This is a genomic window from Candidatus Bipolaricaulota bacterium (genome assembly GCA_021159055.1).
Taxonomy (GTDB): Bacteria; Bipolaricaulota; Bipolaricaulia; order UBA7950; family UBA9294; genus S016-54.
Genome location: JAGGSO010000077.1, coordinates 1 through 6,599, shown reverse-complemented (window position 1 = coordinate 6,599; position 6,599 = coordinate 1). Strand labels below are relative to the sequence as shown.

Below are 6,599 nucleotides of genomic sequence, written 5' to 3'. Positions count from 1 at the left end.
GTCAAGGTGAGTTGAGCAGCATTACTCATTCACAGCATATGCCATAATTGATGTCTCCAAACAGAAAAACGGTGCTGACATCTCTCTGTCATTTTTTGGCAATAAAAAGATATTTACAACTATGCCAGAAAAGCCAATGAGCATGCCTGAAGCGGCATCCACCCCAGCAATAGTATAATAAAAAAATTGCAAGGATATCCATCGGGTAAGCGAAGAGCGCATCGCCATATCCTACAACAAAACACATCAGATTTTTTAGCATGAAATTTGTGTCATTGATATCGCTATAGGGGGCAATATTGTCCTCTCCGTGATTTCTTATCAAATCAAATATAACATTGTCTCTGAAAACACCATCTTCTTTCAGCATCGAAGCAATTTTAAAGCATTATGTATATTCCCATCTTTTATGGTGTCCTCAAGATTTTTCAATTCATTTAGAATGTTCATTGCCTTATTCTCGCTCACATTGATGGTATAAGATATATCTCCTCTCATTCCATACATGCAGGTAACAATCTGTGCATTTTCTTCCTCACCCGGTGACAGATGATAGGATAATGATAAAAGGAAAATATGGTAGTGAGGATAATGACTTTCTTCACATTTATTGCTGTAACAACATAAAACCCATTAATAAATTACCTGCATTGCCCCCGGCAGCGATAACCCCACAGGTCAATCAGAATCCACTTCTCATACTTCACTCAATTTTATATCTCAGAAATGCAGCAATCCCTCCAAGGGCAGATAGTTTTTCTCCGCCCTCGTGAATATCGCTTATTGTGTAAACCTTTGCTCCCATTTTCTCTGCCAGCTCCAGCAAATCCTCATTCTCCCTCACCATTCTGGTAAGCACAATTACCTTTTCGGCAGCTCCCATCTCGATTGCTTTCTTTACTTCATCTCTGCCATATGTCACTGCACCATTCTTTGCTATGCCCTGCAGAAGTTCTTCAACAAGTCTTGATTCTCTTGTAAGTGCTGATTCTTCAGCGATTCTTTCTATGATGCCTCTATTTATTGCTTCCTTGACGCCTGCCATGCCCGCATGCCCTGTTCCCTCGACTATAAAATTCAGCTTTTCTTTTTCTCTTGCAAACGAGGCAAAATTCTCCTTTGCGAAACCCGGGCCAACTACTATGGTCGGAAGGTCGTATTCTTTGATTTTTGATAGAACTTCTCCGTAGTAGTCCTTTTTATCGCTTTTATCTTCATAGAATTTCCCGGTGCGCCCTGAATATATGTCTGCTATTTTTTCCACGCCATACTGGTGCAGTACTGCTATTGTCGCCGCATCATCATCCATGGATAACACAACAACCGAAGGCTGCTTGCTTGCATTGACAGCTTCTTCTATTCTTTTAAGGTGGTACTTCTTCCAATTCTTCTTTATTTTTATTTCGTCCCCAACTTTGAGATTGAATGTATGGTGCTTTCCCAGGTCCTGCGGCCCTTCTTCTATAATTCCCTGAACCCTGAGGCGGTCCGAAAACTCCTGGAATGAAACCTCCGTCACCCTTATTGTAAGATACATTCTCTCCTTTTCTCCCTTGCCTTCCCTTTTCTTGTCATCGGTCTGGCTTTTTGTTCTGTATGTAAAAGCAGATGCAAGGTCACCTTCTTCAATTATATTGTACAGGTGCCAGCAATCGTCTGTATTCTGGATGAGCAACTTTATTTCTCCGTCCTTTAGATTTTTGTAAAGCACTTTCATAAATTTTCCTCCTTTATCATTATGCTTCCGGGAGGCAGGACACGCTGCATATCTTCAATTCCAACACCAAATTTTTTTGCCATCTCCTTTGCCATCTTGTTCTTATCCGCCTCTCCGTGCTCAATAACTATCCACTTCTCAGCCCGCTTTTTGACAGCAGAAGGGGCGCCCCCCATTATCTTCTCATAGCCCTGTATGTTCACCTTGCCAATGGCAATCTCCACATCGCATTTTACATAATTCCTCTTTCCTCTTATCACAAATGCGCCTTTGGGAACGTATTCCCCTGACTCCGGAGTTTTTGATACCTGCTCTGGCTTGACCCAGTAGGCGCTTCCGCTCCCGAAGAGATTCCATGCCTTTGAGTATGAGAGAGCAAATTGACATGCTTCGGCAAGCGTTTTCTCTGATATCTCCATTTCATTTCCCTCGATATCTGCTGCTTTGACCACGCAGGATGGGGCGCCGTGAATGTCGGCATGAACATATCTATCGCCTGCCTTCATATATTTTTTAACAATCTTTTCATTTGAAGAAGCGTCTTTTCCCCCTATAACCAGGTTTCCGTCTGATGATATAAACCATCTATAGTCCTCAAACCAGAATTTCTTTGCCGATTTTTTTATCTGCCTTTCAATTACCTCTTCCTTGCATTTCTTAAGTTTGTCAAGAGTTTTTTCTATTGCCTCTTTTGCCCCCTCTATTTTTTCCCTTGCCTTTTTGCTTTCGTTGTATTTTTCGTTTGCATTTTGAGCTACACTTTTCCTGACATCCATGCATACTTCTACGGTCCTGCCGTCGTATGGCAACTCTATGACCAGCTCTGGGTAAACATATTTTTTCACAAAATTTCTTTTTTCCTCGTAATCTCCTTCCTTTACCTTATTGATTATTTCCTCGCACAATGCATAGTTTGCATATATGGCATCTCCTTCATTCTTCTTTTTTTCTGCTTCCTGCTCAAATTTTTTTATTGCATCCTGCTGCTGGTTTAACTGCCTCAGCAGCCTTTCCCTCTCAGTGTTTTTTACCGTCTCTTTCTTTGCGTAAAAATTTTTGAAGTAAAAATCATCAACCGCAGCATTAAAGCTATCAAATCTTATTGCTCTGTACCCTTCACCTTTCTTTAAAGGGAATGGAAGCACATTTTCATAGCCCTCCCTGCTCTCTAAAATAACGGGCTCAAAATTTCCTTCAGCAAGACGGCTCAGCAGATTGTTCATGGAATCATATATTTTCAGAGCATCTTTCTCGTCAATCTCACTTGATGGCATGTTTTTCTCTATGCCGGCTGTTTCGCATATTTCTTCACCCCATATGCCCGGGATATTTACATCCATGACCATTGTTCTTATCAAATCCTTATCGCTCTTTTTCAATATTTTAAAGAATGATTCAAACGACAGATCAAAAGGGTTGGTGCGTGCAGGGGGAAAAACATATTCCTGCTTCGGCCTTATCTCTCTGTGAGACCATGACCGGAATTTTATCGGGAGCAATATTTTTCCGTCATCGTCGACCAGTATTATGTTTCCATCTGAAAAAAGCTCTATTATGAGGGCATAAGAGTTGCTGAATTTTATCACCACCACCCTGTCAAAACCCACCTGCTCTATAGATGTTATTTTTTTGTTATTCAGATATTTCCTCAATGTCATTGCGAAAGTCGGGGGATGCTCCTTGCTTTCATCCCTGCTATCTGCCATAAATATCCACTTGCCGTTCTTTATGAAAATTATTTTGTTCCCTTCCTTCCTTACTTTTATGGCAACTTCATCCTCGTTCTGATATATCTTGCCCACCCATCCCCCTACAATCTCCTGCATCTCTCTAACAATCGCAGATACATCAAAACTGTCCATTCTTTCTTTCACACAGACAAATAAAGTCATCCCTTAAATTTTTTTACTAAAAATTCATACATTGGTATGGATAAATTTCTTGAATTGAGTGAAAAGGTATCAAATTTTGTCAGGGAAAGAGATTGGGGAAAATTTCACAATCCGAAGGATGTTGCTATATCTATCTCCATAGAAGCAGCCGAATTGCTGGAGAATTTTCAGTGGAGAAATGACAAAGAAGTGGATAAGATGCTTGAAAGGGAGGATTATCTCAACAGAATAACAGAAGAAATGGCAGATGTCATGATTTATCTCATAGTTCTGTCAAATAAATTGGGAGTGAATCTGATAGACATTGCTCTTAAAAAAATTAAGAAAAACGAAGAAAAATATCCTGTGAGCAAATTCAAAGGGAATGCATTCCCTTAGAGCCCAAAGAGGAGACACCTACGGTTTCTCCTTCTATCCTCTTCCCTTAAGTTATTTCTTTGGGGATGAAACACCTTTCTTGGAGCCTTTTCTTAGAAAGAAAACCCTCGGGAAAAGAACTTTCTCTAAAAGTGCCATGTAAGCAAATTTTTATATATCGACAAAGATTGACCTTATGGAGGCAAAGAACATGAAAAAGGCAATATCATTGGCTATTGTGGGAATGTTTCTGCTAGGGGGAATAGGCACCCTAGAGTTTAAAAATGCGGCATCAGCCACTGTTTCGAGAAATCTGGATTTTATGGTTCCGTTGCTGGAGACAGAAAGATATGGCGAAAAATTTCTCAGTATAAATCTAAAGGGTGTTGACACATATCTCCTGGAAAACGGCAGGCCAGTGCTTCCCAAAATGGTGAAAGTCGTTGAACTCCCTTTTGGTGCCAAAAATATAAGAGTCGAGGTTACACCGCAGGGGGTGAAGGAAATGAGCATTTCTGCGCCTGTCCGCCCTGCGCCTGCAATGCTGCCTCTTGGTTTGAGCGACAGGGTGGCGATAAATTATCTGGAGAGGGATGATGCAGTTTACAGCCAGCATGAGTATTATCCCAATGCATGGTATTCATACAGGGCAGGATGCGGGTTAAATGGGGCAGGTGAGCATGTGACGCTGCTCATCATCAATTTTTATCCTGTCCGCTATTCTCCCGCAGATAACAAAATAGAAGTTGCCAGAAGCGCTGATGTGCAGGTTAAATATGACAGCCCTTCTCGCAGCCCGTTTCCGTCATACAGCGCGTATGACATGGTTATAATTGCTCCCGGGAAATTTTCAGGAGAGCTGGAGCGGCTCGTTGAACATAAAAACAGCCACGGCATTTCCACCTTCCTGAAAACGACAGAGGATATTTACAGCGACTATGACGGAAGCGATGAGGCTGAGAAAATAAAATACTTCATAAAAGATGCGGTGGAGCAGTGGGGGATAAAGTATGTCATGCTTGTAGGCGGGCTCAAATCCCAGTTCTGGGCAAAACCCAAGGACAACTCGAACATTGGGTCAAGGGGCTGGTATCTGCCAGTGAGATATACAAATTTGTGGGATAATCCGGCGTTTCCGCTGGATGAGGAAACCATCCACGACCCCGGAGTTATAAGCGATTTATATTATGCAGACATTTACAAAGAGGGCGGCGCCTTCGAGGACTGGGATCCTAACGGCGATGGCATATTTGCTGCCTGGAACAAGCCTGGCGTTGAGAATGACACCTACCTTGATCTATTCCCGGATGTGGCGGTGGGGCGGCTTGCCTGCCGCAGCATAAGCGAAGTGCAGACAGTCGTTGATAAAATTATCAACTATGAAAATGGCGGCTGTGACCCTTCGTGGTTCAAAAAGATGGTGGTTATCTCCGGCGACGGATTCCTTGACCAGCATGATTTGAATATAACATGGGACACCAAGTCACTGCCTGATGGAAGCTATACTATATATGCACAGAGCATGAATGATGAGGGAGAGGAAGGGCCTGTGGACGTTATACATATAACTCTTGACCGCAGCCAGGAAACGGATTTGCATTTCAATCATGATGACCATCTCAATCCTGCTCTTCAGAACGGATATCCGGCACCGCCGATTGCGGAAATTGTTTCCGTTTCCGACGGCGACGTGCTTGGGAATACCGATTATTTTTATTCTCCGGACGAGAGCGAGGCATACCTAAATTTCTTCATGCACTGGGCGAATGTTAGTTATCAAGACGGTGTTCTCACCATAAGGGGCAAGTCATATGATCCGCAGCCATATGGCAACTTGACAGATATCCATGTCTGGATTGAGAATGGAGAAGGCGATGAGGTTTTTTCAGCCTGGCGAAACAACACAGAGATGTTTTACGAGGGAGAGTGGACAGTCGGAGACCATGCGGTGCAGGGAAGAGGCGGCGCTCTGTATTACATGCCGGATGATTTCAAGCAGGATGTTTTGTTTGCTTCCAATGGCAGGTTGACGGGGCAGGACGACGTGCTTGAGGCACTGAACAAAGGAAGCGGATTCGTATTCATGTCAGGCCATGGAAGTCCTAATTCATGGGGCGACCATTATCCAGGTGTGCCAGGCAACCGACAGCATGCAAGCATCACGGGGCTTGTGGTGACGCAGCTCAAACCATGGTTCCCGTATATCGGCTTTCCGGTATTTCCGATTGATACTCTTTCAAATGGAGAAAAATTGCCGGTAGCAGTTGTAGGCGGCTGCCATAATAGCCAGTTCAATGTTTCGATGGTGCCTGCATTTCTCCATGCATTCCATTTGCTTTTCTCATTTTTCCCTGATAACTCGATGTGGACATACGGACAGTTAGTGCCGGAGTGCTTGAGCTGGCGCCTTGTGAGGAATCCTGACGGTGGGGCAATTGCCAGCATGGGGAACACAGGGCTTGGTTATGGGGTGCCTGGAAGGGACTGCACGACAGGAGGAGGCGATGGATGGATTACTTCAGAGTTCTTCCGCCAGTACGGCGAGAAAGGATATCATGTTCTTGGGGATGCTTATGTCCAGACACAGACAAGCTATGTAAGCACGTTCGATATGACAGACCTGGGAGCAGGGC

The 6,599-nt window shown here is 43.4% G+C and carries 4 protein-coding genes; 2 read left to right on the top strand and 2 right to left on the bottom strand.

Annotation, left to right across the window (positions count from 1 at the left end):
* Window positions 1-703: 703 nt before the first annotated feature.
* Together J7J55_03935 and J7J55_03930 are read right to left on the bottom strand one after the other, a co-directional pair.
* A complete protein-coding gene (locus tag J7J55_03935) occupies window positions 704-1,717 on the bottom strand; it encodes an mRNA surveillance protein pelota (GenBank protein MCD6141854.1) in 1,014 nt (337 codons plus the stop codon).
* On the bottom strand, window positions 1,714-3,591 hold the full coding sequence (locus tag J7J55_03930; protein MCD6141853.1) for an NFACT family protein: 1,878 nt from the start codon (window positions 3,589-3,591) through the stop codon (window positions 1,714-1,716). Before J7J55_03930 ends, J7J55_03935 begins: the two co-directional genes overlap by 4 nt.
* 54 nt (window positions 3,592-3,645) lie before the next feature.
* On the opposite strand from J7J55_03930, the gene J7J55_03925 reads away from it, so the two are divergent.
* On the top strand, window positions 3,646-3,987 hold the full coding sequence (locus J7J55_03925) for a nucleotide pyrophosphohydrolase (GenBank protein ID MCD6141852.1): 342 nt from the start codon (window positions 3,646-3,648) through the stop codon (window positions 3,985-3,987).
* 190 nt (window positions 3,988-4,177) lie between these two features.
* The coding region (locus tag J7J55_03920; protein MCD6141851.1) for a peptidase C25 at window positions 4,178-6,599 on the top strand (2,422 nt) is incomplete at its 3' end.